Annotated in this window: 28 protein-coding genes; 17 read left to right on the top strand and 11 right to left on the bottom strand. The window is 72.7% G+C overall.

The genetic code is table 11. The features are described 5' to 3' along the window. Positions 1–2: 2 nt before the first annotated feature. Positions 3–371, top strand: coding sequence for a hypothetical protein (locus DSM104329_RS17325; protein WP_259311105.1), 369 nt, complete (start codon positions 3–5; stop codon positions 369–371). A gap of 8 nt (positions 372–379) precedes the next feature. On the opposite strand, the gene DSM104329_RS17320 is transcribed toward DSM104329_RS17325, so the two are convergent. Genes DSM104329_RS17320 through DSM104329_RS17310 form a run of 3 tightly spaced genes read right to left on the bottom strand, consistent with a single transcriptional unit; the run spans position 380 to position 2,279 of the window. Continuing rightward, positions 380–1,510: a DUF190 domain-containing protein gene (locus tag DSM104329_RS17320; protein WP_259311104.1), complete on the bottom strand. Its 1,131-nt coding sequence runs from the start codon at positions 1,508–1,510 to the stop codon at positions 380–382. After that, positions 1,507–1,878: a fluoride efflux transporter CrcB gene (gene crcB, locus DSM104329_RS17315; protein WP_259311103.1), complete on the bottom strand. Its 372-nt coding sequence runs from the start codon at positions 1,876–1,878 to the stop codon at positions 1,507–1,509. Before crcB ends, DSM104329_RS17320 begins: the two co-directional genes overlap by 4 nt. Continuing rightward, positions 1,872–2,279, bottom strand: a complete 408-nt coding sequence (locus DSM104329_RS17310) for a CrcB family protein (RefSeq protein WP_259311102.1) — start codon at positions 2,277–2,279, stop codon at positions 1,872–1,874. Before DSM104329_RS17310 ends, crcB begins: the two co-directional genes overlap by 7 nt. A 280-nt stretch (positions 2,280–2,559) precedes the next feature. Here DSM104329_RS17310 and DSM104329_RS17305 point away from each other — a divergent pair, with 280 nt between their 5' ends. The 3 genes from DSM104329_RS17305 to DSM104329_RS17295 are packed head-to-tail and all read left to right on the top strand — an operon-like array spanning position 2,560 to position 4,838. Further along, positions 2,560–3,225, top strand: coding sequence for an AmiS/UreI family transporter (locus DSM104329_RS17305; protein ID WP_259311101.1), 666 nt, complete (start codon positions 2,560–2,562; stop codon positions 3,223–3,225). Between the two features lie 36 nt (positions 3,226–3,261). Beyond that, on the top strand, positions 3,262–4,518 hold the full coding sequence (gene fmdA, locus DSM104329_RS17300) for a formamidase (RefSeq protein ID WP_259311100.1): 1,257 nt from the start codon (positions 3,262–3,264) through the stop codon (positions 4,516–4,518). Between the two features lie 29 nt (positions 4,519–4,547). Beyond that, positions 4,548–4,838, top strand: a complete 291-nt coding sequence (locus DSM104329_RS17295; protein ID WP_259311099.1) for an FmdB family zinc ribbon protein — start codon at positions 4,548–4,550, stop codon at positions 4,836–4,838. A 19-nt stretch (positions 4,839–4,857) separates the two neighbouring features. Here DSM104329_RS17295 and DSM104329_RS17290 read toward each other — a convergent pair whose 3' ends face one another. Beyond that, the gene (locus DSM104329_RS17290; protein WP_259311098.1) at positions 4,858–6,060 is read right to left on the bottom strand and encodes an XRE family transcriptional regulator; all 1,203 of its coding nucleotides are present in this window, start codon (positions 6,058–6,060) and stop codon (positions 4,858–4,860) included. A 224-nt stretch (positions 6,061–6,284) separates the two neighbouring features. Here DSM104329_RS17290 and DSM104329_RS17285 point away from each other — a divergent pair, with 224 nt between their 5' ends. Then, positions 6,285–7,268: a sigma-70 family RNA polymerase sigma factor gene (locus DSM104329_RS17285; protein WP_259311097.1), complete on the top strand. Its 984-nt coding sequence runs from the start codon at positions 6,285–6,287 to the stop codon at positions 7,266–7,268. 9 nt (positions 7,269–7,277) lie between these two features. On the opposite strand, the gene DSM104329_RS17280 is transcribed toward DSM104329_RS17285, so the two are convergent. Next, positions 7,278–7,568, bottom strand: a complete 291-nt coding sequence (locus tag DSM104329_RS17280) for an STAS domain-containing protein (protein WP_259311096.1) — start codon at positions 7,566–7,568, stop codon at positions 7,278–7,280. Positions 7,569–7,731: 163 nt separating this feature from the next. On the opposite strand from DSM104329_RS17280, the gene DSM104329_RS17275 reads away from it, so the two are divergent. Continuing rightward, entirely contained in the window at positions 7,732–9,156 is a 1,425-nt protein-coding gene (locus DSM104329_RS17275) for an amidase family protein (RefSeq protein WP_259311095.1), read from the top strand. Between the two features lie 32 nt (positions 9,157–9,188). Here DSM104329_RS17275 and DSM104329_RS17270 read toward each other — a convergent pair whose 3' ends face one another. The 3 genes from DSM104329_RS17270 to DSM104329_RS17260 all read right to left on the bottom strand — a co-directional run bounded on the left by DSM104329_RS17270 (position 9,189) and on the right by DSM104329_RS17260 (position 11,960). Further along, complete coding sequence (locus DSM104329_RS17270; RefSeq protein ID WP_259311094.1) at positions 9,189–10,025, bottom strand: TIGR03620 family F420-dependent LLM class oxidoreductase; 837 nt, start codon at positions 10,023–10,025, stop codon at positions 9,189–9,191. 70 nt (positions 10,026–10,095) lie between these two features. Then, positions 10,096–11,316 carry a methionine adenosyltransferase gene (gene metK, locus DSM104329_RS17265; RefSeq protein ID WP_259311093.1) on the bottom strand — a complete coding sequence of 407 codons (1,221 nt, stop codon included), beginning with the start codon at positions 11,314–11,316 and terminating at the stop codon, positions 10,096–10,098. Beyond that, on the bottom strand, positions 11,313–11,960 hold the full coding sequence (locus DSM104329_RS17260) for a hypothetical protein (RefSeq protein WP_259311092.1): 648 nt from the start codon (positions 11,958–11,960) through the stop codon (positions 11,313–11,315). The genes metK and DSM104329_RS17260 overlap by 4 nt, the downstream gene beginning before the upstream one ends. Positions 11,961–12,218: 258 nt before the next feature. Between DSM104329_RS17260 and DSM104329_RS17255 the strand changes: the two genes are divergently transcribed. The 5 genes from DSM104329_RS17255 to DSM104329_RS17235 all read left to right on the top strand — a co-directional run bounded on the left by DSM104329_RS17255 (position 12,219) and on the right by DSM104329_RS17235 (position 19,046). Then, complete coding sequence (locus tag DSM104329_RS17255) at positions 12,219–13,733, top strand: SAM-dependent methyltransferase (protein WP_259311091.1); 1,515 nt, start codon at positions 12,219–12,221, stop codon at positions 13,731–13,733. Continuing rightward, positions 13,733–14,638 (top strand): methylenetetrahydrofolate reductase, encoded by a 906-nt coding sequence (locus tag DSM104329_RS17250; protein WP_259311090.1) that lies wholly within the window; start codon positions 13,733–13,735, stop codon positions 14,636–14,638. The genes DSM104329_RS17255 and DSM104329_RS17250 overlap by 1 nt, the downstream gene beginning before the upstream one ends. Next, positions 14,635–16,263 carry a methylenetetrahydrofolate reductase C-terminal domain-containing protein gene (locus tag DSM104329_RS17245; protein WP_259311089.1) on the top strand — a complete coding sequence of 543 codons (1,629 nt, stop codon included), beginning with the start codon at positions 14,635–14,637 and terminating at the stop codon, positions 16,261–16,263. The genes DSM104329_RS17250 and DSM104329_RS17245 overlap by 4 nt, the downstream gene beginning before the upstream one ends. Positions 16,264–16,341: 78 nt before the next feature. Further along, the gene (locus DSM104329_RS17240; protein WP_259311088.1) at positions 16,342–18,111 is read left to right on the top strand and encodes a homocysteine S-methyltransferase family protein; all 1,770 of its coding nucleotides are present in this window, start codon (positions 16,342–16,344) and stop codon (positions 18,109–18,111) included. Beyond that, on the top strand, positions 18,108–19,046 hold the full coding sequence (locus tag DSM104329_RS17235; protein WP_259311087.1) for a LuxR C-terminal-related transcriptional regulator: 939 nt from the start codon (positions 18,108–18,110) through the stop codon (positions 19,044–19,046). The genes DSM104329_RS17240 and DSM104329_RS17235 overlap by 4 nt, the downstream gene beginning before the upstream one ends. A gap of 235 nt (positions 19,047–19,281) precedes the next feature. Here the strand turns inward: DSM104329_RS17235 and DSM104329_RS17230 are convergent, their stop codons facing one another. The 3 genes from DSM104329_RS17230 to DSM104329_RS17220 form a co-directional block, all read right to left on the bottom strand. Then, entirely contained in the window at positions 19,282–20,271 is a 990-nt protein-coding gene (locus tag DSM104329_RS17230; protein ID WP_259311086.1) for a DUF559 domain-containing protein, read from the bottom strand. A 347-nt stretch (positions 20,272–20,618) separates the two neighbouring features. Then, entirely contained in the window at positions 20,619–20,816 is a 198-nt protein-coding gene (locus DSM104329_RS17225) for a hypothetical protein (RefSeq protein WP_259311085.1), read from the bottom strand. Continuing rightward, the gene (locus DSM104329_RS17220; protein ID WP_259311084.1) at positions 20,816–20,971 is read right to left on the bottom strand and encodes a hypothetical protein; all 156 of its coding nucleotides are present in this window, start codon (positions 20,969–20,971) and stop codon (positions 20,816–20,818) included. Before DSM104329_RS17220 ends, DSM104329_RS17225 begins: the two co-directional genes overlap by 1 nt. Positions 20,972–21,233: 262 nt before the next feature. On the opposite strand from DSM104329_RS17220, the gene DSM104329_RS17215 reads away from it, so the two are divergent. The 6 genes from DSM104329_RS17215 to DSM104329_RS17190 are packed head-to-tail and all read left to right on the top strand — an operon-like array spanning position 21,234 to position 25,337. Then, positions 21,234–21,500, top strand: coding sequence for a HypC/HybG/HupF family hydrogenase formation chaperone (locus tag DSM104329_RS17215; RefSeq protein ID WP_259311083.1), 267 nt, complete (start codon positions 21,234–21,236; stop codon positions 21,498–21,500). Beyond that, complete coding sequence (locus DSM104329_RS17210) at positions 21,497–21,730, top strand: HypC/HybG/HupF family hydrogenase formation chaperone (RefSeq protein WP_259311082.1); 234 nt, start codon at positions 21,497–21,499, stop codon at positions 21,728–21,730. The genes DSM104329_RS17215 and DSM104329_RS17210 overlap by 4 nt, the downstream gene beginning before the upstream one ends. Beyond that, on the top strand, positions 21,727–22,842 hold the full coding sequence (hypD, locus tag DSM104329_RS17205; protein WP_259311081.1) for a hydrogenase formation protein HypD: 1,116 nt from the start codon (positions 21,727–21,729) through the stop codon (positions 22,840–22,842). Before DSM104329_RS17210 ends, hypD begins: the two co-directional genes overlap by 4 nt. Next, entirely contained in the window at positions 22,842–23,933 is a 1,092-nt protein-coding gene (hypE, locus tag DSM104329_RS17200) for a hydrogenase expression/formation protein HypE (RefSeq protein WP_259311080.1), read from the top strand. Before hypD ends, hypE begins: the two co-directional genes overlap by 1 nt. Continuing rightward, a complete protein-coding gene (locus DSM104329_RS17195) occupies positions 23,933–24,298 on the top strand; it encodes a hydrogenase maturation nickel metallochaperone HypA/HybF (protein WP_259311079.1) in 366 nt (121 codons plus the stop codon). The genes hypE and DSM104329_RS17195 overlap by 1 nt, the downstream gene beginning before the upstream one ends. Then, complete coding sequence (locus tag DSM104329_RS17190; protein WP_259311078.1) at positions 24,288–25,337, top strand: NADH-quinone oxidoreductase subunit B family protein; 1,050 nt, start codon at positions 24,288–24,290, stop codon at positions 25,335–25,337. Before DSM104329_RS17195 ends, DSM104329_RS17190 begins: the two co-directional genes overlap by 11 nt. Positions 25,338–25,345: the final 8 nt, after the last annotated feature.

Raw genomic sequence — 25,345 nt, 5'->3', positions numbered from 1 at the left:
CCATGGTCTCCCGGTTCTTCGACCCGTTGCACGCGGAGGCGGACCGTCCCCCGACGGACTTCCCGCAGGGGCCCTGCGCGATGGGGCCGATCGACGACGGCGCCGAGCTGAAGAGCCTGCACGTCTGGGTGTTCCAGGACGGCGCCGGGGTCAGAGCGGTGGCGACCGGCAAGGCCGGCGTGCACGTCCTGAAAGGGGACACCGGACCGCCGTTCCGGAAGCGCTGGATGGTGCGCACGGAGCTCGAGCCCGGATCCGATGCGTTCTCGGGCGACCACCAGGCGACCGCGGTCGCGCTGGCGGTGGCGGCGCTGCCGGGCGGCGGCACGGCGGTCGAGCACTGGACGCAGACCGTCTCGATCACGGTCTGACCGCCGCGTCAGGCGACGCCGGGCGGCGGGATCGGCAACGCGCGCGCCCGGTACTCCCGCATGACGTCCCCCGGGTCGCGGACGGTGAGTGCACCGGACTGCCGCGCCCCTGCCCGCTCGCGGTAGGCGGGGACGAACGCCGCGGTCACGACGCCGTGGCGGACCGTGCACTCGTCCACGATCGGCCACAGCTCGGCGACCTTGCGCGGGCGGTCGACCCAGACCGTGTAGGTGGGTGCACGGCCCGTCAGAGTGGCGATCCGATCGCGCAGCGGCCGCTCGTCGCTGGAGAAGCCGAGCTCGCCGCGCAGCGTCGTGACGCCCGCGGCGCCGGCCCGGCGCAGCCGCCGCGTCAGCGTGGTGTACACCGCGCCCCCGTCGGCGTGCGCACCCTGGCGCGTGTAGACGCGGATGGCCATCCAGAACGGCGGGTGCTCGTCGGCGTCCTCGATCATCGGCAGCGGCTCGCGCATCGCCCCGTCGTGCTTGACCATCGCGATGCGCTCAAGGTTGGCCACGGGCCGTTCGAGTATCGCGGGCAGCCCGGCCAGCACGCGCCGCAGAACCTCCGGCGCGCCCACGGCGATGATGGCCATCGGGACGTCGACGTTGCGGCTCAGCAGCCCGGCGCGGCGCCGCGCACCGTCGTGGATGCCGTCGACGCCGAGGAGCACCGTGGCGCCGCCGGCGCCCTCCCGTCGCAGGAGCTCGACGACGGCGCGGTAGGACGCGCGGCCGCCGCTGTGCGCGCCGCGCCCGCAGTAGATCGTCAGCCGCCCCGCGGCACCGATCCCGCTGGGGAAGTCCGCGCTGTGCACGTCGTCGCCGACCGACAGCCGGGACGGCTCGAGCGTCACGAGTCCACGGTCGAGGATCGCGTCGAGGTCGGCCAGGACGCCCTCGATGCGGTCGCGCGTGTCGATGGCCTCCGCCAGCAGCGGGAGATCCGTCGAGATGTCCGCGAACCGCTCCGTGTGGATGCGGCGGCCGAGCCCGAAGCCCTCGATTCCGCGGTACAGCGCGGCGACCTCCAGCCGATGACGGGCGAAGCACTCGATCACCGCGTCGCCGGCCAAGGCCCCGGCGACGCGCATCGACTCGCCCAGGTACACGTCGAGCTTGAGGCCGGCCGACGTCATGCCAGCGCGCGTCCGACGTGCCATCCGAGCGCGGCGAGGCCGACGCCCAGGATCAGCGACAGCCAGAGGTTGGCGACGAGCAGGAGCACGTCACCGGACTCGCCGAGGCGCTCGCTCTCGACCATCCAGGTGGAGAAGGTCGTGTAGCCGCCGAGAAAGCCGGTGCCCGCCACCAGCAGGAGGCGATGGGACACGGCGGCGCCCACGAGCAGGCCGAGGCAGAACGTGCCGGTGAGGTTGACCACGAGCGTGCCCAGCGGGAACTCGCCGGGCCGGCGCGCAGAGACGGCCTCGTCGACGCGAAACCGGGCCACCGCGCCGAGGGCCCCGAAGACCGCGATGCCGGCCCAGGTCAGCGCGCCTACCAACGCCGCCCCCAGCGCGCGGCGACCACACCGGCGACGGCGAGGGCCATCCCGGCAGCGACGCTCGTCAGGGCGTAGGCGATCCCCAGGCCGCCGTGACCGTCGTGCATCAGGGTGAAGATCTCGACCTGGAACGTCGAGAAGGTCGTCAGCGCGCCGGCCAGGCCGGTCCCCAGCAGCGGTCGCCAATGGGTGGTGGGGGCGACGCGCTCCGCCAGGCGCGTCAACAGCCAACCCAGGAACAGCGCGCCGGCGAGGTTGGCGATGAACGTCGCCCACGGCCATCCGCCCGCGGCATGCGGCAGCGCCTCGGCCAGGCCCGCACGGGCCAGGGCCCCGGCGGCGCCACCGGCGACGATCGCGGCCAGGCGGACCTGCGAGATGCTGAGCCGGCCTGCCGGCACGCGGCGATGCTACCCCGGGGCGGCGCCGCGGGCCGCCCGTCCCCGCCGGCCGTCGGCCTCGTGTGCAGCGCTGCTGTCGGCCGCCGGCCCGCGTCGCGCGCGTGACGAGCCGGGCAATCCGCTCCAGTCGGGACACGGCGCGCCGCCGCCCGCCCCCGGACGGGCTGAAGCGGTGCTTCAGGGCGCCTTGACAGCACGGAACGACCTCGCCTTCAATCGTAGTCGGGCACGGGTACGGCCCGTGCCGGCGCCGTGTACGACGAACGAGGCGAGGTCGATCGTGGCCGCCGTGGGGCTCCTCTACGTAGGTGCAGTGCTGTTCGTCAACGGGCTTGCCCTGGTCGGGTGGGTCAAGGGGACGTCGATGATCCCGATGAACCTGTTCGTCGGGCTCCTGCAGGTCGTCACGCCGTTCTACCTCATCTTCACCGCCAACGGAGACCAAGCGGTGATCGTGGGTGCGTCCGGCCTCTTCCTGTTCGGCTTCACCTACCTGTACGTGGCGATGAACAACGCGTTCGATCTCGACGGCACCGGTCTCGGCTGGTTCTGCGCGTTCGTCGCGGTCGCCGCGGTTGTCTACTCGTGGTGGAACTTCTCCGGCTACGCCGCCCTGAAGGTGAACGACAAGGACGTGAGCGATCTGCTCGGCGTCCTGTGGGCGAGTTGGGCGGTGCTGTGGTTTCTGTTCTGGCTCGTCCTCGGGGTCGGGAAGACGGGTCTGACGAAGTTCACCGGTGCCTGGTGCGCGGCGCAGGGCATCTACACCGGGCTCGTGCCGGCGGTCGTCCTGCTCAACGTCCCCAAGGCGCTCACCTCGACGTTCGTCGTGATCATCGCCGCCGTCTCGGTGGTCACCTTCCTCATCTTCATGGCCGTGATGAGGCCGAGGCTGGACGTCGCCGACGAGCCCGGCGCCCCCGGCACGGCCTACTCGGGCGCGTAGCCGGCAACCACCGATTTGCAGAAAGCAGGAGTCGAGATGCCCAAGAACCTCTTCCCGCTCGACAACACGAAGAAGTTCACCGACCAGAAGATCGTCGGCCACAACCGGTGGCATCCCGACATCCCGGCGGCGGTGAACGTCAAGCCGGGCGACGTGTTCCGCGCGGACTGCCGTGAGTGGTTCGACGGTGCGATCAAGAACGACGACTCCGCCGACGACGTCCGCAACGCGCCGCTTCCCGGGGTTCACGTCCTCAGCGGGCCGTTCCACGTCGAGGGCGCCGAGCCCGGCGATCTGCTGATCGTCGACATCCTCGAGATCGACGCGTGCGACCAGGAGGATGAGGGACCCCTCTCGGGGATGGGCTGGGGGTACACGGGCGTCTTCGCCAAGACCAACGGCGGCGGCTTCCTCACGGACCGGTTCCCGGATGCCTACAAGGTGATCTGGGACTTCACGGGCGACGTCGCGACGTCGCGTCACATCCCGGAGTGCTCATACGTGGGCATCCACCACCCGGGCCTCATGGGCACCGCGCCGTCGGCGGAGCTGCTGGCCAAGTGGACGAAGCGCGAGACCGACCTGATCGCCACCGATCCGGAGCGCGTCCCGCCGCTCGCGCTGCCGCCGCTGCCCGACAGCGCGATCCTGGGCACGCTCAGCGGCGGTGAGTTCGACCGGGTGGCGGGCGAGGCGGCGCGGACCGCGCCGCCGCGGGAGAACGGCGGCAACCAGGACATCAAGAACTTCACCGCCGGGACGCGCGTCTTCTATCCCGTCTTCGTCGACGGGGCGAAGCTGTCGTTCGGCGACCTGCACTTCTCGCAGGGCGACGGGGAGATCACGTTCTGCGGCGCGATCGAGATGGGCGGGTTCATGGACCTGCACGTCGACCTGATCAAGGGCGGGATGGAGACCTACGGCGTCTACGAGAACGCCATCTTCATGCCGGGCCTGCGCGATCCGCAGTACTCGGAGTGGATCGCCTTCTCCGGGGTGTCGGTCGAGCTGGAGTCCGGCAAGCAGCACTACCTGGACTCGCAGCTGTCCTACGAGCGGGCGTGTCACCACGCGATCGACTACCTGATGAAGTTCGGCTACAGCGACATCCAGGCGTACATGATCCTCGGCTCGGCGCCGATCGAGGGGCGGCTCTCGGGCGTGGTCGACATCCCGAACTCGTGTGCGACCGTCTACATCCCGAGGCGGATCTTCGACTTCGACGTCGCGCCGTCGAGCAGGAAGCCCCACCAGGTGACCCAGGGGACGCAGGTGCCGAAGTCGGCGAACTGACGCCACGAGGAAGGAGGACGCCGTCGCCCATGGCGCTCTACGAGTACCGCTGCGAGCACCACGGCGCGTTCGACGTGGTGCGCGACATGGGCACGGCGCCCGGGTCGATCGGCTGCCCTGCGTGCGGGAGCAGGGCGCGGCGGATCTTCTCCGCGCCGATGACGTCGTCCACGCCACCCGCGTTGGCGGCGGCGATCGACCACGCCGAGAAGACCCGCGGCGAGCCGGACGTGGTCACGTCGCTTCCGCCGCGACCACGGCACGAGCGGACCGCGGTGCTGCCCCTGACGCCGACGCTGCGGCGCCTGCCGCGACCGTGACGCGAGCCGGCGGCCCGGCTCAGGCGCCGCCGTGCTCGGGCCGCCACGCCGAGCGGATCGGGCCGACGTCGTCGCGCAGAACCCAGAAGACGACCGCGTTCTGATCGCCGACGTTGCCCCACCCGGTCACGCCGGTGCACTCCACCAGCAGCGTCTCGCCCTGGCGCAGGACGGGACGCCCGGTCGGGAGGATCACCTGCACGAGCCCGGAGGCGACGGCGATGAGCTCGACGCCGCGGTGCGGCTCGGGCGCGCGCACGGTCTGTCCGGGCGCGAGACAGGAGAGGCTCGCGCGCAGGCCGACGCCGGGGTCGTCGAACAACGGGACGAGGCGCGCGGCGGCCTCGCTGCTCTGGGCGCGCCGCGACAGGCGATACCCGAGCGCGATCTCGCCCCGAAGCAGCTCGTCGATCGTCATGTCGAGGCGGGACGTGAGGTCGAGCAGCGTGCTCAGCGCGAGGCCGCGGCGTCCGCGCTCGGCCTGGGAGATCGCGCTGGGGGAGACGCCGGCCAGCCGGGCGAGCTCACCCTGGCTGAGATGGCGCTGGATGCGGACCGCGCGCAGGGCCGCGGCGAGCCGGGCGGCGGTGGGCGCGGGCTCGAGCGATGGGACGCGACCGTCCGTCCTGACCATGAAGACGCCACCCTGCACACCCCGGGGACGGCCCTCGGCCTTCGCGATGCGCAGGCGGTCGGGGCCGAGCACCAGGACGCACTGCGTCACGGCGTCGACGGCCTGGCGCAGCTGCACGGAGTGTCGTCCCGGCGTGAGCGACCAGTAGGCGACCGCCCACAGGCCGAGCAGGATCGGGCACGCCCGCGTGAAGAACCGCCGCGCGACCTCGTGCCCCCAGCGGTCGCTGAGCGCGTCGAGCGAATCGAAGACCACGAGTGTCCGGGTCGCCCGCTGGACGCGCTCCCGTACGGCGCTCAGCAGCTCGCCCGCCGTCTCGATCGCGCAACCGGGGCGGGCATCGACGACCTCGGCGCCGGGACAGGCGGCGCACAGGGGCTCCGGGTCGCTCTCCACCGTGATGAACACGACGCGGTCGAACTGCGCCCGGGCGCGCAGCATCGCCGCGAGGAACGCGTCCAGCGATCCACCCTCCTCGACCTCCCACACGACGTTGTCGCCCCAGAACAGGCCGTGGAGGGCGGCGTCGAGCCCGGCGACGCCGGTCGACGCGGTGGTGGTCGGGCCATCCGGGCTGCCGCGGTCCATTCGCGCCAGAGGCGCGGGGATGCGTGTCCTGGGTATCGTCGGAGCAGTCCGCATGTGCGGCACCGCGCCCCGGCCTCCGTCCATGGACAGGGTCGCCTCGAACGGTTGGCACAAACCCGCCGTCAAGAGTCCTACTCCTCTCGCGGCGCCCCTGTCAATTCGCTTCACGAGATAGGGCGGGTAACCCCACTGTCGGCGGGGCGCGGGCGGTCTACGATGGCCCGATGCAGGGGTCATCGCTCACCGCCGAAGCGGGCTTCGGCCAGCTCGAGCAGCACCGCCGCGAGCTCACCGCCTATTGCTACCGGATGCTGGGGTCGCCGTTCGAGGCCGAGGACGCCGTCCAGGACACCATGATCCGCGCCTGGAAGGCCCTCGACCGCTTCGAGGGCCGTTCGGGCCTGCGTTCCTGGATGTACCGGATCGCCACGAACGTCTGCCTCGACATGCTCAGCGGCCGCGAGCGCCGCGCCCGGCCGATGGACCTCGGGCCGTCGCGCGACCCGAACGGCCCGATCGGCGAGATCCTCCCGGAGGTGACCTGGCTCGAGCCGGTGCCGGACGGGCTGGTCCTGGAGCCTGAGGCCGATCCGGCGAGCGTCGCGGAGTCGCGCGAGACGATCCGCCTGGCGTTCATGGCCGCGCTGCAGCACCTGCCGCCGCGCCAGCGCGCGGTCCTGATCCTGTGCGAGGTCCTCAAGTGGAAGGCGGCCGAGGTCGCCGAGCTGCTCGAGACCAGCGTGGCGTCGGTCAACAGCGCACTGCAGCGCGCGCGGGCCACGCTCGAGGCCAGTGACCTGAGCAGCAGCGACGGCGCGCCGTCGCTCGAGGAGCCCGACCGCGAGCTGCTCGACCGCTACGTCGACGCCTTCGAGCGCTACGACATGCAGGCGCTCACTGCGCTCATCGCCGAGGACGCGACGCAGGCGATGCCGCCGTACGAGCTCTGGCTCACCGGCCGCGACGACATCCTGACCTGGTGGACCGGCCGCGGCGCGGCGTGCGAGGGCTCCAAGGTGATCCCCACCGTCCCGGCCAACGGCCGCCCGGCGTTCGGCCAGTACAAGCCCAGCGAGACGGGCTCGGGCTATGACCCGTGGGCGCTGCAGGTGCTCGAGATCGAGGACGGCCGCATCGTCGACTTCATGTTCTTCCTCAGCACGGAGACGATCTTCCCGTTGTTCGGGCTGCCGCCCCGGCTCGACTGACGGGGCGGCTCACTCGGGCAGGACGGCGTCGAGGCCCATGAAGCCGATGAGCCGCAGCAGGTCGGGCGAGGCGCGGCGCAGCCGCACCTCGCAGCCGGTGCGGCGGGCGGCGAGCTGAAGGCGCGCGAGCGCCTCGACGCAGACCGCGTCGGGCTCGACGCCCTGCACGTCGCACAGGGCGACCCGGGCGCCGCTGGCGTTCAGGAGCGAGCAGACGCGGCCGCACAGACCGGGCAGGTCGGCACGAGCGATCGGCCCGTAGATCGCGAAGGCGATGGTCTGCGGTGAGGAGGCGGCCATGGTGAGACGCGGTGTCACTGCTTAGACGCGCGACGGCGACGGAACTCATCGGCGGCCATGACGGCGTGCAGGACGCTCGCGCCAGACCCGGGGATGGAGGTATCACCAAGGCCCCAGACGGGGCGCCCGCGTGACGACCGCCCCGGCACGTGATCATCGCCACATGAGTCTCTGGGAGTGGACGGCGCGCGACCTCGCCGCAGGCATCCGGACCGGGGCCGTCTCGTCGGCCGAAGCCGTCGAGTCGTGCCTGTCGCGCGTCGAGGAGGTCAACGGTGCGCTCAACGCGATCGTCGAGGTCGACGCCGAAGGCGCCCGGGCCGCTGCCGCAGCGGCCGACGACGCGGTGCGCCGGGGCGACGACCTCGGGCCGCTGCATGGCGTGCCCGTGACGATCAAGGTCAACACCAACCAGATCGGCTTCGCGAACACGAACGGCGTCGCGGCGCTGCAGGAGCCGCTGGCCAGCGAGAACGACCCGCAGGTGCAGAGCTGGCTGGACGCCGGCGCGGTCTCCGTCGGCCGCACGAACACGCCGCCGTTCTCGTTTCGCTGGTTCACCGAGAACGAGCTCTACGGGATCACCCGGAACCCGTGGGACTCCACTCGCTCGCCCGGCGGCTCGAGCGGCGGTGCCGCCGTGGCGCTGGCCACCGGAATGTGCGCGCTCGCGCACGGCAACGACATCGGCGGGTCGATCCGCTTCCCCGCGGCCTGCTGCGGCGTCACGGGCATCCGCCCGACGGTGGGCCGCGTGCCCGGGTGGTACGGGCCGATCGACCTCGATCCGCTTCTGTCGGTGCAGATCTTCCTCGTCCAGGGCCCGCTCGCGCGCACCGTGGGTGACCTGCGGATCGGCTTGCGGGCGATGGAGGCGCCGGACCCCCGTGATCCCTGGTACGCACCGGTGACCGCCGACCTGGCGCCACTGGGGCGGCCGGTCCGCGTCGGCGTCGTCGCCGACCCGGCCACGGGCGACTTCACCGCGCGGCCCGACCCGGCGGTCCGCGAGTCGCTGGACCTCGCCGCCGGCTGGCTGCGCGACGCCGGCTACGAGGTCGACGAGGTGCAGGCGCCGCAGCTCGGCGAGGCGGCTCGCCTGTGGTGGCGGACGGCCCTGCCGGAGGTCAAGGAGTTCCTGCTGCCGCTCGTCAACGAGGTCGGCGACGCGGGCATCCGCACCTTCGTCGACCACCTGTTCACGGCGTTCGACGACGAGTTCGGCGAGGTCGGTCTGGCCACGTACATGGGCGGCTACGCGCGGAGAGGCATGCTGCTGCGCGAGCTGCACCTGCTCATGGAGGACGTGCCGCTGCTCCTGACGCCGATGGCGGCCGAGCCGCCGTACCGGCTGGGGGAGGACCTCGAGAGCGCTGCGCGCGCCCGCGAGCTCATGTCGGCCCAGTGGCCCTCCATGGCCGTCCCGTTCCTCGGCGTCCCCGGCCTCAGCGTGCCGGTCCGGGTCCACGACGGGCTGCCGATCGGCGTGCAGCTCATCGGTCGACGCTTCCGCGAGGACACGCTGTTCGACGCCGCCGAGGTCATCGAGGCGCGGTCGGACGTGCGCACGCCCATCGACCCGCGCTAGTTGAACTCCCCCCCGCTGCGCGAGAGCACGCGTCAGCGGATCAGCGCGGCCGCCAGCTCCGTCCACCCCTGGTGCGGGATCCCGCGCTCGCCGAGCGGCTGCAGGCACACGTGGTCCGCACCCGCGTCGAGGTGCGCCTGCACCACCTCGGCGATCTGCCGGGCGCTGCCCTGCGGCACGACCGCGTCGATGAGCCGTTCGGAGCCGCCGTCGGCGATGTCGGCGTCCGTGAACCCGAAGTTCTTCAGGTTCCCCGTGTAGTTGCGCAGGCCCAGGTAGAGCGCCGCGTACTTGCGCGCCGTCGCCAGCCCGCGCTCGCGATCGGTGTCGACGACGCACGCGAGCTCCGGCGCCACCAGCGCGTCCGGGCCGAGGCGCTCGCGGGCGTAGCGCGTGTGCTCGACCGGCGTGAAGTACGGGTGCGTCCCCAGCGACCGCTCGGCGCTCAGGTCGAGCATCTTCGGCCCGAGCGCGGCGGCGCAGCGCTCCTCTCGCGGGATCGGCGCGGCGGCCGCGTCGATCCCGTCGAAGAACTCGCGCATCGTGGTCAGCGGCCGGGTGTAGTCGCTCGTCGCCTCGGGGTGCCCGATCCCGATCCCGGTCAGCACCCGGCCCGGGAAGTCGCGCGTCAGCTCCGCGTGCTCGGCGGCGAGGTCCGCGGGCTCGTAGGCCCACACGTTGACGATCCCGGTGGCCGCGATCAGCCGGTCCGTCGCCTCCAGCAGCGGCCGCACGGCGGGCAGCCGCGGCGAGCCGCCCAGCCAGAACGTCCCGTAGCCGAGATCCTCGACGAGCTTGGCCGCCTCGCCGGCGTGCTCCTCGCCGATCGCCCGGTACGTCGTCCAGATGCCGAACTTGGTCAGGTCCATGCGTCATACGTTGGCAGACGCACGGCGGCGGCCTCCCGGCGACGGCGGTCGCCGGGAGCAGGAGCCGTGGTCAGGCCGAGACGGCCTCGCCCAGCGCGGCTTCGCGCAGGGCGTCCGCCTTGTCGGTCCTCTCCCAGGTGAAGTCCGGGTCGTCGCGGCCGAAGTGGCCGTACGCCGCGGTCTTCTGGTAGATCGGCCGGTGCAGGTCGAGGTACTCGCGGAACGCGCCGGGGCGCAGGTCGAAGGTCTCGTTGACCAGCTCCGCGATGCGGCTGCGCGACACCTTCTCCGTGCCGAACGTCTCGACGAGGACGGACACGGGGTGCGCGACGCCGATGGCGTACGCGACCTGGACCTCGCAGCGGTCGGCCAGGCCGGCGGCGACGATGTTCTTCGCGACGTAGCGGGCGGCGTACGCCGCCGAGCGGTCGACCTTCGACGGGTCCTTGCCGCTGAACGCCCCGCCGCCGTGGCGTGCCATGCCGCCGTAGGTGTCGACGATGATCTTGCGCCCGGTCAGGCCGCAGTCGCCCACCGGGCCGCCGATGACGAACCGGCCCGTCGGGTTGACGAGGAACTCGCCGCGCAGCGCGTCCGCGTCGTACAGGTCGGCCGGCAGCACGGGCAGCACCACGTGCTCCCAGAGGTCGTCCTTGATGCGGTCCTCGACGCCCGGGGCGTGCTGCGTGGAGATCAGCAGCTTCTCGATCTCCACCGGCTTGCCGTCCTGGTAGCGCACGGAGACCTGCGTCTTGCCGTCCGGGCGCAGGTAGTCCAGGACGCCGTCCTTGCGGACCTTCGTGAGCTGCTCGGCCAGGCGGTGGGCCAGGTGGATGGGCAGCGGCATGAGCGACTCGGTCTCGTTCGTCGCGTAGCCGAACATCATGCCCTGGTCGCCCGCACCGGCGATGGCGTCCTCGCCGCCGTCGCCCTCACGGACCTCGAGCGCCTTGTCGACGCCCTGGGCGATGTCGGGCGACTGCTTGTCGATCGCGTTGATGACCGCGCACGAGTCCGCGGAGAAGCCGAGATCGGCGTCGACGTAGCCGATCTTGCGGATCGTCGAGCGGACGATGTCCTGCACGTCGATGTAGGACGACGTCGTGATCTCGCCGGAGACGACGACGAGGCCGGTGTTGACCAGCGTCTCGCACGCCACGCGCGCGTAGGGATCGGTCGCCAGGATGGCGTCGAGGATCCCGTCGGAGATCTGGTCGGAGACCTTGTCGGGATGGCCCTCGGTCACCGACTCCGAGGTGAACAGGTACTCGTTGTCTGCGTACTGGCTCATGCAGTGGACCTCTGTTGCGGTTTGGACGGCGTGCCGCGCTGGCAGCCCAGGACGGCGTGTGCGGCGCAGAGCAGGTCGACCGCCTCGGCGCTCACGGAGAGGGCGCCGTACGGGCGCCCGAAGGACAGGAGCTCGCGGCGCAGGCCGGGCGCCTCGCCGGTGCCGGCGACGACGAGCTCGAGCCGGCCCGCCTCGTGCAGCAGCGCGGCGGGGCGGGCGCCGGAGGCGGCGAGCGAGTCGGCCAGCGACGCGGCGCGCGGGCCGATGAGCGCGAGCACGGTGAAGCGGTCGGACACATCGACGACCGTGATGTCCGGCGTGTCGAGCGCGGCGGCGGCGAGGCGCTCGGCGGCCGCGGCCCGGTGGGCGGGGGGCGCGATCACGAGCGCGCGCGAGGCGCTCGCCAGGCGGTACCAGCCGAGGTCGAAGCGGCCGTCGCCGAACGGGCTGGGCCGGCGGCGGGCCACGCGGCGCAGCGCGGAGCGCAGGGCGACCGGACGGCCGCTCAGCTCGACGACGGTGAAGTCGTCGCGCACGGCGATGCCGGCGGCGCGCTCGCACGCGGCGACCTCGGCCGCCACGGTCGCGACCGATGGGCGCGGCGCGGGAGACCGCGTGACCCTCTCCTCGGCAGCCGTCGGCATGGCGACGCAAGCTACGACCCGGGGAGGAAACGTGCGCCTCCCATTGGGGAGGGATTTGCGGGCCCCGGGACAAGGGCGCCCCTCCATGTCCTATCCCTGCGTCCTGCGTGCCGCGCGGGGCGCGCCGCGGCCGCGGCCGCGGCGCCGCGAGGGCCGGCCTCTCCTTTGGGTCAGGCAATACGCCCCATTGGATCATCGCGCTCGCGTCCGCCACGGCGGAGCATCCGGATCACTTCATCGACGGGGTAGGAGAGACGAGTGGTGATCCAGCTCAGGTGTGTCGAGCGGGCGCAGCCCGATGACCTTCAGGCGGTGCTGCCGGCGATCGTGGAGGCCGCGCAGGTGGTCGACGTCGATCACGCCCGGCTGGCCGCCGTCCTGGACTGGGTCCAGTACCGCAAGAACTTCCGAGCGACCGTCATGGTGCGCCCGTTCGGCCGCACGGCCGGCGCGGAGAGCGACGACCAGCCCCTGGCCGAGGTCGCGATCGACGTACGCCGGGCCCGCGAGATGCCGCGCGAGGAGCTCGTCGCCCAGATCGTCGACCGCCTGCAGAAGGCGCTCGGCATCATCCCCGACGTCCACGAGTGCATCCACCTCGAGGACTGGGTGCGCCCCAGCAAGAGCGTGATGTGGTCGTTCAACCGCAGCTACTGGCGCCACCTCGCCGCGTGGGACGAGACGTTCCAGAAGGACTACGCGGACGCCCTGCCCGGCGGCGTGTCGGACGGCACCAACCCGGCCTTCTGGGCTGAGCAGATCTCGTCGTTCATGGTGGCGCTCAACCACCTCGACGAGTGGTCGGAGCTGCCCGAGCAGATCCACGTCCTCGAGCTCGGCGTCGGCGACGGCCAGCAGGCGAAGGTGTGGCTCGACGCGTTCGCCGACGCCTGCCGGACGCAGGGCCGCGACTATCTCGAGCGCGTGCGCTACGTCATGGCCGACTACTCGCCCCATGTCCTCGCCCGGGCCGGCGAGCGGGTGAACGAGCTCCGCGGCCGCGTCGCGGACATCGAGAGCCTCGAACTCGACTTCCGCAACCCGATGATGGGCCTCTCGCACCTGCGCGGCAAGGTGCTGTTCGCCCACACCTGCAACCTCTACGACAACCTGCCGACCGACGAGCTCATGCGCGTCGGCGGCCGCGCCTACGAGCCGCTCGTCCGCGCGAGCATCACGCCGGGCGAGGTGGCAGAGATCTCCGCCCGCCACGGCATCGCCGAGGCCGACATCGTGCCCGCCGTCCAGCGCGTCCTGCGCGAGGGCCCCGAGAGCCTCGGCGGCGATCTGCCCGCCGGCGTGCACTTCTGGGCGGACGTGTGGGACGCCGTCCACCTCGAGGAGATCTACGCCGAGATCCCCGCGCCGGCCTCGATGCGGGTGGCGCCGAGCGCCGACGTGCACCTCGACGAGCTGCTCGACGAGCTTCCCGAGTGGACGCGCGTGCACATGTCGACCGTGGCGGTCGAGAGCTTCGCGCAGACCCTCCGGCTGCTGCACCACGAGGGCGTGCTCGTCGCGCAGGACCTGTTCGTGCGCGAGACGGGCCAGTACGCGTCCTATCGCGGTCCCGGCAAGCTGGAGGGCTCGATCGTCAACTGGCTCAACGGCCCGATCTTCCAGCTCGTCGGCGAGCGCAGCGGCTTCCACGTGTCGGTCGAGCCGTTCGGTCATCGCGACAGGTCGAACACCGTCGTGCTCAGCGCGCGCCACCGCGACGCCTACAACGGCCCGCGGGAGGAGACCGTCCGCCAGCTCGTCGGGGCACACTGATGGCGGCCCTGACGGACGCGCTGGCCGCGGGGCGGTTCGCCGTCACCGCGGAGCTCGGTCCGCCGCGCGAGCCCGACGCGGAGATCGTCCGGGCCGCTGCCCGGGCGCTGCACGGCACGGTCGACGCGGTCAACGTCACCGACAACCAGGCGGCGACCGTGAAGGTCTCCGCGCTGGCGGCGGCGTCGCTGCTGATGGGCGAGGGGATCGAGCCGATCCTCCAGATCACCGCGCGCGACCGGAACCTGATGGCGATCCAGGGCGAGCTGCTCGGCGCGTGGGCGCTGGGCGTGCGGACCGTGCTGGCGCTGAGCGGCGACCCGCTGAAGGTCGGCCCGTACGAGGCGCTGGCCACGCACGTCGGCGACGTCGACTCCCTCGCGCTGACCCGGCTCATCGCGGCGATGAACGAGGGCCGCCTGGCCGCGGGCGAGCCGCTGCAGTCGCCGCCGTCGTTCGTCGTCGCCGCCGCCGCCAACCCGCTCGTCGACCCGATCGACCGCCTACAGGCGAAGATCGACGCGGGCGCCGGCCTGTTCCAGACGAACATCGTCTACGACGTCGAGCGCTTCGCCGCCTGGTTCGCGCCGTTCGCCGAGGCGGGGATCTCCGAGCGTGCCCCGTTCCTCGTCGGCGTCACGCCGCCGCGCAGCACCCGGATGCTGCGCCACATGCACGACAACATCCCCGGCGTCGAGGTCGACGACGCGACGTTCGCCCGCATGGACGGCCTCGAGGGCGACGCCGCGAAGACCGAGGGCATCGCGATCGCGGCCGAGCTGGTGCGGCGGCTGCGCGACATCCCAGGGGTCGCCGGCGTGCACCTCATGGCCCCGGGCTGGGAGACCGAAGCCGTGCCGCGCATCGTCGACGCGGCCGCACTGCGCCCCGCCGCGACCGGATGAGGCGCGACGGCCGCACCGGGGCCCGCGAGCCGGAGCCGGTGGCGCCGACCGACGCCGAGCCGTCCCTGCGCCGGCTGCTCACCGAGACCGGCCGGTTCATCACCGCGGTGGAGCTGGTGACCAGCCGCGGGCTGATCACCGAGAGCAAGCCGCAGCGGGTGCTCGAGCTCGCGCGCGAGCTGGCGCGCCACCCGCGCATCGACGTGCTGTCGATGACCGACAACCCGGCGGGCAACGCGATGCTCGCCGCGGACACGCTCGGCACCGACCTGATCTCCCGCGGCCAGGAGGTGATCATCCACCTGGCCTGCAAGGACTGGAACCGCAACGCGATCCAGAGTCGGGCGTGGAAGCTCGCGTCGGAGGGCTTCCACAACATCCTCGCGCTGTCCGGAGACGCGCCGAGCGGCGGCTACCGCGGCGTGGCGTCGCCCGTGTTCGACATCGACTCGGTCGGCCTGCTGCAGATGTACACCGACATGAACGCTGGGACGGTGTTGCACGGGCGCACCGAGGCGGAGGTGCAGCGCACGCAGTTCTTCCTCGGCACGGTCGTGACGAACCACAAGGCCAACGAGAACGAGGTCATTCCGCAGCTGCTCAAGCTGCGCAAGAAGGTCTCCAGCGGCGCCCGGTTCGTCATCAACCAGATCGGCTACAACGCCCGCAAGGACCACGAGCTGCTTCGGTGGATGCGCGCCGAGGGCCTCGACGTGCCGGTGCTCGCCAACGTGTTCGTGCTGTCGCCAGGCGCGGCGCGTGCGTTCAACGCCGGCCGGGTGCCCGGCGTGGCGGTGTCCGACGAGCTGGCGGCGATCGTGGCGCGCGAGGCGGCGTCGGCCGACGGCGGCCGGGCGTTCTTCCACGACCTCGCCGCGCGCCAGGTCGCGATCGCCCGGGGGCTCGGCTTCCGCGGCGCGTACCTCGGGGGCCATCTCGACGCCGCCGACTACCTGGCGATCCTCGACGCCGCCGATGCCTACGCCGGCGGGTGGCGCGACGTGGCACGCGACATCGGGTTCGAGGTGCCGGGCGAGTGGTACCTCTACGAGCGCGACGCGCAGACCGGGCTGGCGTCGGCCGAGCTCAGCCGCGACTACGTCGCGTCGCGCAAGCGGGCCGCGCGCCGGCCGCGGGGGCGGGGCGCCCCGGGGCGCTACAAGCTCAGCCGCGCGCTGCACAACGCCGCGTTCGCCGACGACGCGCCGCTGCACGAGCCGGCGCGCAGGCTCTACGAGCGCGTCGAACGGGCGCCGAAGGTCGTGGGGCGCGCGCTGCACGCGGCCGAGCAGGCCGCGAAGGTCCCGATGTTCGGCTGCCGCGACTGCGGCGACTGCTCGCTGCCCGACATCGCCTACCTGTGCCCGGAGTCGCAGTGCGCGAAGAACCAGCGCAACGGCCCGTGCGGCGGGACGCGGGAGGACAGCAAGTGCGAGGTGGGCGAGAAGACGTGCATCTGGGCGCTGGCCTACGACCGCCTGAAGGCCTACGGCGAGGAGACGACGATGCTCGACGGGCCGGTGGTCGTCAAGGACAACGCGCTCGCGCACACGAGCGCGTGGGCGAACACCTTCCTGGGACGCGACCACCACGCGCACCCGCCCGGCGCCATCCCACCCGGATAGGGAGAACCGTCCGTGGGGATAGCGCGGTCACGACCAGGGCCGTCCTACCCTTCTGGACAGATGCGAGAGCGGCCGCAAGTGGACACCACGAGCACGCCTGCGGGCGCGCAGCTGGTCCGCGACGCGCTCGCCCGGCAGCGCTGCGTGGTGCTCGACGGCGGGATCGCCACCCAGCTCGAGCACAAGCACGGCCAGGAGGACGAGCGGCTGTGGGGGATGGAGGCGCTCGCCTCGAGCCCGGCGGAGGTGCTCGACGTCCACCGCAGCTACGTCGCGGCCGGCGCCGACGTCGTCACGACGAACACGTGGGGCCTCGCGACGGCGCTCGCCGGCGACGCCCACATCTGGGACGAGCAGCGCGAGCCGGTGCACTGGATGGAGATCGCGCGCCGCGGCATCCGCCTCGTGCGCCAGGCGATCGCCGACCACGGGCGCGAGGACGACTGCGCGGTTGCGTTCGCACTCAACGGTGACATCGACCGCCCCGGCGCCGGGGTCACCGCGCCGCTGCTCGAGCGCGCGTTCGGCGACGCGCCGCCCGACTTGATCCTGGCCGAGACGCTCTCGCTCGTACGCCCTTCGCTGTTCGGGGTCGTCGAGCAGCTCGTCGAGACCGGCCCGCCCGTGTGGCTGTCGTTCAGGCGCTGCCGCCACGGGCTGTGCGGCGTCTACGGCCAGCACTGGGGCGGGCCCGAGGGCGACGCGTTCGGGCGCGCCGCGCGGCGCTTCGAGGAGCTCGGGGTGCAGGCGCTGCTCATCAACTGCATCCCGCCCGACCACGTCGACGGGATGATCTCCTATCTGCGCGACTTCACCGACCTGCCGCTCGGCGTCTACCCGAACCTGGGCTATCTGACAAACGCCGGCTGGCGCTTCTCGGGCGAGGTCGGCGGCGAGCAGTTCGCGGAGATGGCGCTGCGCTGGCGCGAGGAGGGTGCGGACATCGTGGGCGGCTGCTGCGGCACGGGGCCCGAGCACATCGCCGCGGCGCGGACGGCGCTGCGCGACGCGCCGCGCGGCCACCGCCGCCGGGGCGCCGCCGGTGCCGACGACGCCGCCATCGCGCTCGCCCGCCCGCCGCGCCGCTCGTCGCCGTGGCTCGACCGCAGCCGGCGTCCCGTCTCGCCGCTGCCGCTGCCGGAGATCGCGCGTCACCGCGGGGTGGCGCGGTCGATCCCCGGCACGTACCTGACCTGGCGCTACCTCTACGACGAGAACGTCGGCGCGCACCAGCGCTGCCTCGACGTCGGCAGCGGCGTCGGGCTGCAGACGGTGCAGCTCGCGCTCAACGGCGCGACGCACGTCCATGCCCTCGACGTCGACGGGCGCGCCGTCGCGAACACGCTCGACAACGCGTTTCGCAACGGCGTGGCCGACCGGGTGACGGGGGCCACGGCGGACCTCTATCCGTGGATCCCGGATGCGCGCTACGAGGTGATCGTCGCGACGCTGCCGCAGAGCCCGACCGAGCCGACCGACCCGTCCTCGCACCGGCCGATCGACTACTGGGGCCGCGGGCTCGTCGATCAGGTGATCTCGAAGCTGCCGCAGGCGCTGGCACCGGAAGGCGTCGCGCTCGTCACGGTCACGTCGATCCTGTCGCAATCGCGCACCGACGAGCTGCTCGAGGCCCACGGCCTCGAGGCCGAGGTCGTCGCGTGGGAGCTGACCGACCGTCCCGCCGCCTACGACTCCAACCGCGAGCACATCGAGCACGTCATCGAGCTCAGCGACGCGCCGCATCTGCGTCTCGCCGACGAGGACGTGCTCGCCACCTACCTCCTCGAGATCCGCCATGTGCAGGCGGAGGACGACCGGGAGCAGCCGCCATGGAAGGCCTACCGATGACCGTCGGCGCCATCGCCGCCCTCGAGCCGTCGCTCGGCAGCGACCGGTTCGCCGAGACGCTCGCCCGGCTGGACGAGCTGGGGCCGCCGAGCGAGCTGCTCGAGCGCGCGCCGGCCGAGGCGGCTGCGGCGCTCGACCTCGACCGGATCGTGCTCAGCCGGGTCGACAACGGCCGGCTGACCGCCCAGTCGCTTCATGCGCCGGCGTGGCAGTACTCGGCCGAGGACGCGCTGATCGCGCTGCGCGCCGCGTCGGCGTCGATCGACTACCCGAGCGTGGAGGGCGAGGTGCTGCGGCGCCGGCGCCCCCAGCTGGTCCGGGTGGCCGAGGGCGACCCGGTCGAGCGGCGCGCGTACGCCGACGTCATGGGCTGGCGCGAGTATGTCGTCGCGCCGATCATGCTCGAGGGCCGCGTCATCGGCTTCTTCCACGGCGACCGCCACGCGGGCAACCGCGCGCTCGACGAGCAGGACGCCGCGAACATGGGCACCTTCGCGCTCTGCTTCGCGATCGTCTACGAGCGGGCGATCCTGCGCACGCGGCTGCGCATCCAGCGCCAGGAGATGCGCCAGATCGCGTCGTGGGCGGCAAGCCGGACGAGCGAGCTCACCGACCGCGCGATCGCGCTCGGGCCCGACGACTTCGAGGCGGCGGGCGGCTCGACGGCCGCAGGGACCGGCACGGCGGGCCGGGGCGACGGCACGGGCGAGTCGGCGCTGCAGGAGCTGCTCACGCGCCGCGAGCTCGAGGTGCTGCGGCTCATGGTCCAGGGCCGTACGAACGCCGACATCGCGCGGGAGTTCGTCGTCTCGCAGGGCACCGTGAAGTTCCATGTGAAGAACATCCTGCGCAAGCTGCACGCGGCCAACCGGGCGGAGGCGACGTCGCGGTATCTGCGGCTGACCCTGGGCCAGGGCGGTCCGGCCGGGTCGTGAGCGGCGGCTCGCGGGCGGGCGGCGGCGAGGCGACCACGAGACCCGCGAGCTCGTCGCGCTCGCGCGCGCGGCGCGCGCGGCGCGCGCGCCCGCCGCCAACGGCCACGACGACTTCGTCTGGGGGCACTGCTCGGCCTGCGACGCGGCCGGCTGCGGGGCGACCGCGACGCCGTGTTCCTCGTCAACCACGCCATCGTGACCGTCGGCGGCGTCGGCTTCCGTGCGGCTGTCGCGTTCACGGCGCCTGACGCCGTGTTCGCGACAGGATCGCCTGCTCATCGCGCGCTGTCGCGATCGCGCGAAGCACCTCGGCCGGCCGCGTCTTGATCTGGCGGTCGGTGAACCGCAGCACGCGCACGCCCGCGGCGGTGAGGATGGCGTCCCGTTCGCGGTCGCGCTCGAACGCGGAGCGGGTCCGGTGGAACGCGTAGCCGTCGACCTCGACGCCGAGGCGTTGCGCCGGCCAGAAGAAGTCGAGCTCGAGGCCGGCCATGATCCCGTTGACGACCGGCCGGTCGAGACCGCGCTCGTCGCAGAAGGCGAGGAACAGCTCCTCGAGATCCGTCCGAGTGAGCGTGGAACCGGCCGCGTGCCCGGCCAGGACCGCGGCGAACAGCCGAGCACCGGGCGCGCTCGGATGGGCGGCGAGGACCGCCTCGAGCGCGTGGCGGTCGAAGAGCCCGAGCACCTCGGCCTCGTCCATCGCCCGCTCCATCGGGCGGCGGTCGGTCACCGAGGCGAGGTCGAGCAGGGTGCGGGCGGGCGTGGTGATGGGGATGTCGCGGTGCGTCGTGACCTCCTCCGGCCGCAGCGCCGCGCGGCGGTGGATGCGCAGCGTCCCGCGCCGGCGTCGCCGTCCCGCGTCGGAGGCCACCGTGACGTCGACGACCCGGGCCCGTGAGTCGCGCAGCCCCCACCACAGCGCGGCGCTGGCGTGGCTGAGCACGGCTCCGGGTCCACATGCCAGGACGGCCGCGAGCAGATGGCCCTCCGGCCGCAGCGCCCCATGCCCGGGCGCGTAGACCGCCCGGTGCAGGGAGATGAGCCGCCCGCTGCGGACGCGGTGGTCGATCGCCGCCACGCCGAGTCCGAGCTCGACCAGCTGGCGGCGGGTGACCACGCCGTGCTGGCGTGTGGCGAGCGCGGCGACGCGGCGCTCGATTTCGAGGTGACGTCCTATGGGGACGTCAGGGCGCCGGGCCCGGGAACTCGCCCCCCCGGACATGTCGCATTCACGGCGCCTGACGCTGTCGACGCGACAGAGCTGGGCGGGCCGTGCCAGGCGTGCGGCGCGGCTGTCGCGCTGACGGCGCCTGACGCTGTCGACGCGACAGAGCTGGGCGGGTCGTGCGAGAGGTGCGGCGCGGCTGTCGCGTTGACAGCGCCTGACGCCGTTGACGCGACAGAGCTGGGCGGGTCGTGCGAGGCGTGCGGCGCGGTTGTCGCGTTCACGGCGCCTGACGCCGTCGACGCGACAGAATCGGCGGACCGGCCGCGGCGAGCCTCCAAGGGCTCGCCGCCATCTCGCTCGTCTCCTCGGCGGCGAGCTCGAGCGAGGCGTGGTTGTCGCGTTCACGGCGCCTGACGCCGTCGACGCGACAGAACCGGCGGACCGGCGGCGCCGAGCCCGCGCACCCCGGCGGCGCCGGTCATGGTCGCCATCTGCTGCACGATCTCCCAGTGGCCGAGCTCGGCGGCCGCGGCCATCGCGAGGAACTCGAAGGCGTCGAGCGCCTCCTCCTCCTCCTCGCCTTCGAGGTAGGTCTTCATCACCTCGATGGCCTCGGGCGTTCGTCTTCCGGGCCGGCTCGCGGATCGCGGTCTTCCTGCCGTCGACTCACGAGCGCGCCGGTGCGCCGCTCGGTCTCGGCCGCCTGCTCGCCCATCGTGCGCGGCGTGTCGGCGAAGTCCTCGCCGCCCTCCATCGACGCGACCTGGTCGGTCGCGTTCTGCGCCGCCTGCGCGCGCCCGACAACCTCCGCGAGCGATCGCCGAGCCCGGTGAGATCTGCGATGCGGTTCTCCTGCGGTCGCAGATACCTCCGTCCCGTACCCGTCCACCGAACGTCCGACGCCGGACGTGGGACCAGACGCTCGAGACCGGCCGTTCTTGTCCATCGGTGACCAGAGGCGTACAGTCGAGCGCGTCGCCGCCTCGGGGGTGGCGCAAGGGAGTGGAGGTCCGGCCGTGTGCCTGGCTATCCCAGGCCAAGTCGTGACACTGGTCGACGAGCAGAGGGGGCTCGCGACCGTCGAGGTGGCGGGCGTCCGCCGCACCGTCAACGTCGGTCTGCTCGACGGCATCGGGCCGGGCGACTGGGTGCTCATCCACGTGGGCTTCGCGCTGTCGAAGGTCGACGAAGAGGAAGCCCGGGCGACGCTCGAGCTGCTCGAGGCGATGGGCGCCGAGTACGACCAGGAGCTCGAGGAGCTCAAGGCCAGCGCGATCGAATGACCGAGCTCTGTCCACCCGGAGGCCACTGCGCGACGTGCGGCGACGAGGCCGACGCGATGCGGGTCCTCCGGGTGGACGAGGAGCGCGGCCTGGCGCTGTGCGAGGACGAGCACGGCACGCGCCGCACCGTCGAGGTGGCGCTCGTGGCGCCGGTCGCCGCCGGCGGCCGGGTCCTGGTCCACGCGGGCGTGGCGATCGCCGCGCTCGAGGCGCAGGAGGCCGCGAGGTGAGGTTCGTCGACGAGTTCCGCGACCCGGAGCTCGGCCGGGCGCTGGCGGCCGAGGTTCTCTCCACGGTCGAGCCCGGTCGCCACTACAAGCTCATGGAGGTCTGCGGCGGCCACACGCACGCGATCTACAAGTACGGCCTCGACGACCTGCTGCCGGCGAACGTCGAGCTCGTGCACGGGCCCGGCTGCCCGGTGTGCGTAATCCCGATGGGCCGCGTCGACGACGGGATCGCGCTCGCCCGCCGGCCCGAGGTCGTCTTCACCTGCTTCGGCGACATGATGCGCGTGCCCGGGGCCGACGGCACGCTGCTCGACGCGAAGGCCCAGGGCGCCGACGTGCGCATGGTCTACTCGCCGCTGGACGCGCTGCGGATCGCCAAGGAGCACCCGGACCGCGAGGTCGTCTTCTTCGCGATCGGCTTCGAGACGACCGCGCCGTCGACGGCGCTCACGCTCAAGCGCGCGCGCATGGAGGGCGTGACGAACTTCTCGTGCGTCTGCAACCACGTGATGATCCTGCCGCCGCTGCGGGCGCTGCTGGACTCACCGGACCTGCGCCTGGACGGCTTCATCGGCCCCGGCCACGTCGCCACCGTCGTCGGTGCGCGGCCGTTCGAGTTCATCCCGGCGCAGTACGAGCGGCCGCTCGTCGTCGCCGGCTTCGAGCCGCTCGACCTGCTCCAGGCGATAGCGATGATCCTGCACCAGCTCGACGAGGGCCGCTGCGAGGTCGAGAACCAGTACACGCGGGTCGTGCCCTACGAGGGCAACCTGCGCGCGCTCGAGGTCATGGCCGAGGTCTTCGCGCTGCGCCCGCACTTCGAGTGGCGCGGCCTCGGCTTCATCTCCGACAGCGCGCTGCGCCTCTCGGACGCCTACGCCGACTTCGACGCCGAGCAGCGCTTCGGCGTCCCCGGGGTGCGGGTCGCCGACCCGAAGGCATGCCAGTGCGGCGAGGTGCTCAAGGGCGTCATCAAGCCGTGGCAGTGCAAGGTCTTCGGCACGGCCTGCACCCCGGAGCACGCGATCGGGACGTGCATGGTGTCGCCCGAGGGCGCGTGCGCCGCGTACTACAACTACGGGCGTTTCGCGCGGGAGCGGGCGGTGGTCTAGTGGCCGGCAGCGACGTCAGCGAGCGCGAGGAGCGGATCCTCTCGATCATCGAGACCGCGCGCGCGAAGCCGGCCCGCTTCAAGGACGACCGCATCACGATGGCCCACGGCGCCGGCGGCAAGGCGACGCAGACGCTGATCGAGGGGCTGTTCGTCCCCGCCTTCGCCTCACCAGAGCTCAGCGCGCTCGGCGATGCGGGAGCCGTCGAGGTCGACGGCGCCGAGCTCGCGCTGACGACCGACAGCTTCGTCGTCAAGCCGCTGCGGTTCCCGGGCGGCTCGATCGGCGAGCTGGCGGTCAACGGCACGGTCAACGACCTCGCCGTGTCGGGCGCCCGGCCGCTCGCGCTGACCCTGAGCCTCGTCCTCGAGGAGGGCCTGCCCTCCGAGACCCTCCGCGCCGAGGTCGAGGCGATCGGCGCGGCGGCCGCGGCGGCCGGCGTTCACGTCGTCGCCGGCGACACGAAGGTGGTCGAGCGCGGGCACGCCGACGGCATGTACGTGTGCACGACCGGCCTCGGCCGCCGGGACCCGCGCGCCCGCCTGTCGCCGTCCGGGTTGCGGCCCGGCGACCGCATCCTCGTCTCGGGGACGATCGGCGAGCACGGCACGGCGATCATGCTGGCCCGCGGCGAGCTCGGGCTCGAGGCCGACATCGTCTCCGACACCCGGAGCCTGTGGCCGACCGTCGACGCCGTGCTCGACGCGGCCGGGCCGGACCTGCGGGCGATGCGCGACGCCACGCGCGGGGGCGTGGCGTCGGTCCTCAACGAGCTCGCCCGCGCCTCGCGCGTGGCGATGGTCGTTCGCGAGGCAGACGTGCCGGTGAGCCCCGAGGTCGCCGGTGCCGCCGAACTGCTCGGGATCGACCCGCTCTACGTCGCCAACGAGGGGCGGTTGGTGGCCTTCGTCGCCCCGGAGGCCGCCGGTGCGGCGCTCCACGCGCTGCAGGCGGTCCCGGGCGGGGAGGCGGCGGCCGAGATCGGCGAGGTGCGCACCGAGCCGCCCGGCATGGTGCTCGTCGAGACCGCGTTCGGCGGCCGGCGGGTGATGGACCAGCTCGTCGGCGACCCGCTGCCGAGGATCTGCTGATGCACGAGCTCTCGATCGCCGAGGCCATCGTGCGCATCGCCGACGCCCACGCCGCCGGGCGGCGGGTCATGTGCGTCGAGGTGGCGATCGGGCACCTGCGCCAGGTGGTGCCGTCGGCGCTCGAGTTCGCGTTCGAGCTGGTCGCGGTCGGCACCGCGGTGGAGGGGGCGGAGCTGGACGTCGTGACCGTGCCGGCGGAGGGGCGCTGCCGCGCGTGCGCGACGGTCACCGTGCTCGACGGCTTCCCGCTGCACTGCGCCGCCTGCGGCGGGCTGGACCTCCAGCTGTTGCGCGGCGAGGAGCTGCGCGTGGAGTCGCTGGAACTGGACGAGACGACGATGGAAGGGGTGGGCAGTGGCGACTGAGCCGAAGGCACCCGCGGTCGAGGAGGTCCACATCCTGTGGATCTCCGAAGGGATGAGCTGCGACGGCGACTCCGTGTCGGTGACGGCGGCCGGCCAACCGGGCATCGAGGACGTCCTGCTCGGGGCGATCCCGGGCCTGCCCAAGGTCCACCTCCACAACAAGGTCCTCTCGCCGACGCTGGGCGGGGAGGAGTTCCTTGCGCCGTTCCGCCAGGCCGCCGTGGATCAGCTCGACGCGCCGTTCGTGCTGGTCATCGAGGGGTCGATCCCGAACGAGAACATCAACGGCGAGGGCTACTGGACGTCGTTCGGCAACGACGAGGCCACCGGCGAGCCGCTCACCCTGAACTGGTGGATCGACCGGCTCGCGCCGAAGGCGTGGGGCGTCGTCGCGATCGGAACCTGCGCGACCTATGGCGGCATCCACGCGATGGCGGGCAACCCGACCGGCTGCATGGGCCTGGCCGACTACCTCGGCTGGGACTTCCGCTCGGCGGGCGGCCTGCCGATCGTCAACGTCCCCGGCTGCCCGGTCCAGCCGGAGAACTTCATGGAGACGCTGACCTGGCTGCTCTACCAGGCCGCCGGCCTGGCGCCGGTGATCCCGCTGGACTCGCAGCTGCGGCCGCAGTGGCTGTTCGGCAAGACCGTCCATGAGGGCTGCGACCGCGCCGGCTACTACGAGCAGGGCGACTTCGCCGAGGACTACAACTCGGTCAAGTGCCTCGTGAAGGTCGGCTGCTGGGGGCCGGTGGTCAACTGCAACGTGCCCAAGCGCGGCTGGATGGCGGGCATCGGCGGCTGCCCGAACGTGGGCGGCATCTGCATCGGTTGCACGATGCCGGGCTTCCCCGACAAGTTCATGCCGTTCATGGATGCGCCTCCCGGCGCCGGGCTGTCGTCGGCGGTGAGCGGCGTCTACGGCCCGTTCATCCGCAGGATGCGCGGCATCACGAACAAGACGGTCAACAAGGAGCCCAAGTGGCGCCACAACCGCCGCCAGCTGACCACCGGCTACAGCCCCCGCTGGGGCAACTAGGAGGGGCA

The organism is Capillimicrobium parvum (assembly GCF_021172045.1).
GTDB classification, from domain to species: Bacteria; Actinomycetota; Thermoleophilia; order Solirubrobacterales; family Solirubrobacteraceae; genus Capillimicrobium; species Capillimicrobium parvum.
Note: the sequence above shows the minus strand (reverse complement) of the source record. Positions and strands in the feature narration are given on the sequence as shown.